The sequence below is a fragment of the Neisseria sp. GT4A_CT1 genome (genome assembly GCF_000227275.1).
Taxonomy (GTDB): Bacteria; Pseudomonadota; Gammaproteobacteria; order Burkholderiales; family Neisseriaceae; genus Neisseria.
Genome location: NZ_JH164972.1, coordinates 62,414 through 66,426 on the forward strand (window position 1 = coordinate 62,414; position 4,013 = coordinate 66,426).

At 44.7% G+C, this 4,013-nt stretch carries 4 protein-coding genes; all 4 read right to left on the reverse strand.

What is annotated here, in order from left to right; translation table 11 throughout:
• On the reverse strand, positions 1–940 hold a 940-nt coding region (locus HMPREF1028_RS12590), incomplete at its 3' end, for a type VI immunity family protein (protein ID WP_009313150.1).
• Positions 941–1,216: 276 nt separating this feature from the next.
• Positions 1,217–2,227 carry a hypothetical protein gene (locus HMPREF1028_RS12595; protein ID WP_009313151.1) on the reverse strand — a complete coding sequence of 337 codons (1,011 nt, stop codon included), beginning with the start codon at positions 2,225–2,227 and terminating at the stop codon, positions 1,217–1,219.
• Entirely contained in the window at positions 2,193–3,371 is a 1,179-nt protein-coding gene (locus HMPREF1028_RS12600) for a hypothetical protein (protein WP_009313152.1), read from the reverse strand. Before HMPREF1028_RS12600 ends, HMPREF1028_RS12595 begins: the two co-directional genes overlap by 35 nt.
• Positions 3,372–3,373: 2 nt before the next feature.
• Positions 3,374–4,013, reverse strand: a 640-nt coding sequence (locus tag HMPREF1028_RS12605; RefSeq protein ID WP_232203852.1) for a DUF2345 domain-containing protein, incomplete at its 5' end; no start/stop codon positions are given.

Sequence of the window (4,013 nt, forward strand, 5' to 3'; positions counted from 1 at the left end):
AATACATCTGTTCGCGGGTAATGCCGCCCATATTTTCGCGCGGATATTTTTCGCGTATCGGTTCTAAAGCTCGGTTTAGCGCAATGTAGTCCAAGGGTAAATCTTCGCGGATATCCCCTGTTTCGGGCAAGCTGCCGATTTTAAAAACCTTGATACCGGCAAAGTCGCGCAGAGTAATATCGGGATGATTTGCCAAAACAGGCTCTATCCTGCCTGCCGGTAGCTGTCCGTAAAGTTCCCTGCCAACCAATGTATACCAACTGATACTGCGTATGTTGTATCTATAAAACGTTGACAAATAATCGGTAGTAACCGGAATTAGACCGAAATTCTCGCGGCAAACCCCGTATTCGTATGGCGCACCATCGTAATAGTTATGCGGTGGAATTGCTGCCAGTCCGATATAACCGTGGAAAACATCCAGCTTCTCTGCAATCTTGTCGACAAATTCATCTAATTTTGCCAAATCTTTGGGGGAAGACAAAATTTCCAGTGGCAGATTAAAAAGCAGAGTGCCTAACGGCATATGCGGCTCATTTGCCAAACCTGCGGCAATAGAGGTAATGTCGAAATAATAGGATGCGCTGGTATCTGCATGCTCGCTTTGCATTCCCCACATCACCTCTGGCGGATTTTCCTTCCGATTGTCCAACCACCGGTAGATTGTATCCCGTTCTTTCAGATATGATTTTTCGGTCAGTTTGACTTTTTTAATATCCCTATGGCCTCTTTCGTGCCTAGCTATTGTCAGCTTGTCTTTCGACCATTCGTAATAGAAATCCATCAAACCGGTTAAGGCATCGGCGACATCATCGCGGGTATTGAAATAGACTACGCCGCGTATGCCCAGTTGCAACAGGGTAAAGCCATGTTCGTTGTAGCGTTTGGTACGGTCGGCGGTGTAGCGGATGGCGGCGAGTTGCTTTTTGGTATCATCCATAGATTATCCTTTCTTAATTAAAATGAAGATTTGTGTCCGGCAGCGCAGCTGTTGCGGGCTTCTTCTTTGCTGGTAATGATTTCTCCATTGCAACCTAATACGGTTACGTGAGGGCTGGCATCAGCCTCCTCTTTGCTTGCCTCGCTGATATATTCAACAGTACAATCAATTACAGAATTTAAAAACAAAGGTCGTCTGAAATTTTTAGACGACCTTTGTTTTCACACGCCCTCAACATCAATCCGATAACGTGCAACCTTAAGTATTATTCCTACTTTAAAATTTGGGTTCTTTCTGTAAATAAGGTAGTAAATCGGGATCCTGATAGCCCTCATCAATTTTATACCCCTTGCTAACCAACATGGCCTCCTCTTTTTTGCGTTTTGCCAGTTCAATATTTCGGTAGCGTTGCCAGTATTCCGGCAGGCGGGAGCTGATTTTATCCATTTCTTCTTGAAGTTTATCGATGCCATAACCGTCAGGGATAAATGTGTTATATATGTCATTTCGGGTGCTGTAGCGCGCGGTTTTAAACTCAATCCGCATCATATACTGCCCCCATTCGTTAAAACTTAATGTTTTATTGATGCTATCTAAATCTTCTTGGTCGTTGATAGTTGGGTCAAATAAAATCGTCATTTCAACACCGTCCAAATAAAAGTGCACGATAAAGCCTCCTTGGCTTATCACGCTATACCATGTATTGAAATCGGGAACTACACCGGGATCGGTAATATCGCCCAAGCCAAAATTTTCTTCACCTTGGAAATATCTGATGGCATCTTTACCTGTCAGCCGAGGACTGGATAAATAAATATAGCGTTGCCAACCACTGTCCTGGATCCGCTTCATCAGCTTAACCCATAAATCATAGGCTTCACGATGGCGGATAAGTTCGCTGGCACTGATGCCGCTGTTTAAAACAATATCATTTACTCCCTCTCCCTCAGGTTCGGAACGTACCGATCCCATGGCGGTAAAGGTATGCGGGATAGTCAGGTCATGGCCGCTGTGGCGGATGGTGACGGCTCCCAATTGTTTTGACGGCCAATTCAAATCTAAAAAGCCGACCAGTTCTCCTGCGGTATGGTGATCCGCAACCGCACCTGCCTGTTTGAAGCTTTCCGGCCCTTTTTTGCCCAATTGTAAAGTTACTTCCTGCGGCATGATTTTCTCCTTGTTGTCTAAAGCATGAACTGTTAATGAGATCAGAGCGAGCACGAGGGTAGCGAGCAAAGCTGCTACAACCCGCTCACTGATTGCCTTGTGGATCGTTCCAAGATTCATGGGGTTCTCCTTTTTTGGTGCTGCCTATCCAGCCTGCTATGGTTTGCAGGTGTCCTTCAATATATTCCCTACTTTTCGGATCACTCATTAAATTATGATACTTATCCGCCACAGCCAAAATCCATTTCATCCGACTATCATATTCCTCTGCTTTCATATTGTATGGTGCATAGGAGAATGGGTCTTCCTTCAGCCTGTATTCGACCTTTTCCGCCTGCGGCGGCGGCATACCGTGCCGGTTGAAAGATTCGCCCGCAGAACCCCATGCTTCCACATTTTGAAGATAAACGGCATACCGTTCTTCATCATAGCTGCTGTGGAAGCGGATAAAAGTCTTGGGATTCTTTGCCCACCGTTGCATTTCTGCACCTAAACGCATCCATGGATGATCCCAGCATATGCTTTGGAGGATATTCTCCTGTTCTTGTACTGCAATCAGCTTAAGGTGTTTGATTTGAAATTCTAAAGCATTTTTACTGTATGGTTTTAAGTTTTCTATGAGTGGTAATTTTTTAAAAGCCTCCTGTATTTCATAGGTCAATTTAAAACCCTTTACACCAGGCAGGGCTGTAGAAGCCCATGGCAAAGCATTGAGGGCTTTTTTTACTGGAGCAACATAATTACTTGCATTACGACTGGCTTTACATTGTTCAAAAGAACCTGGACTCAGTGCCCAAGCCCAATGCCATGGCGCAACATCCATAAATAGCCATAAATTCCCTTTGGCGAAAATATGAGCGGATTTCGCTGCATCACGATATTTTTCAGCCCATTTCGGTACATACCGAACTTTGGCAGCCCAAAGACCTGTTGTTGTAACCCAAGAGTTAAATGTGGCTGCTACCGTTTTTGAGGCAAATGCACCTAACCCCATCCAATAAAAACGCCCTTTTAAATTAGGGTTGCCTCCTAACTCTTTCTCCATTTCTAGATAAATCCGTGCATAAATTGCCGCAATTCTTCGTGCACGTTGCTCATACCATACTTCAAGACGGTATTGATTATTTCCAGTTTTATTGGAAAGTTTAATGTAACTCGTCTGTTGTAATAAAGACCAAAAAGTATTACAGGTACACTTTTCGGAATGACAACTTTTTGGGGTTTGATTGGTTTGTGAGGTACTAAATGTTAAATTAGTCGCCATTTTTATGCATCTCCAAATGGTGGGGCAGAATCAAAATCAGCCCATTGTAATTCAGTTTTTAATTCCTGCTGTTTTTCTGCATGTATTCTATGACTAAGACCTTTAGTAGTCGTAATGCCGGTAATTACCTCATCTTTATTATGGATAATATACGCAATAGAATGCATAGGTTTGCCATCAGGAAATAAAAATTGAAACTGCTCATCATATTTTTCAACCGCAGGCATACCTTTCATATTTACTCCTGCACTATTTGGTCCCGTCACCTCCATCGGCGCCTTCACCCTAACCAGCTTCGGACTCCCAATCTCCACCTCCCCGTTCGCCAGCTTGATATACGCCCCTTTGCAGGTAATCAGAATCTCTTCCTTCGCCGCAATGGTGATTTTTCCTGCGCTGCTGGTTAACGTTGCGTCTTTCAGCGCGTTCAGCTGCAACTCGTCATTCTGTGCCTGTACTTCCACTTTGCCCTGATTGGCCTGCACCTTGATGCCGCTGCTTTGCGCAAACAGGTTGAGGCTCTCTGCCGCATGGGCGGTCAGGCTTTGTCCGGCGGTGATGTCGGTATGGTTGCCGCTCGATGAGGTGGATGTTTTCATTGGCGGTGTGCAGTTGGCTTTGTTGTGTCGCGGTGGCGATGCC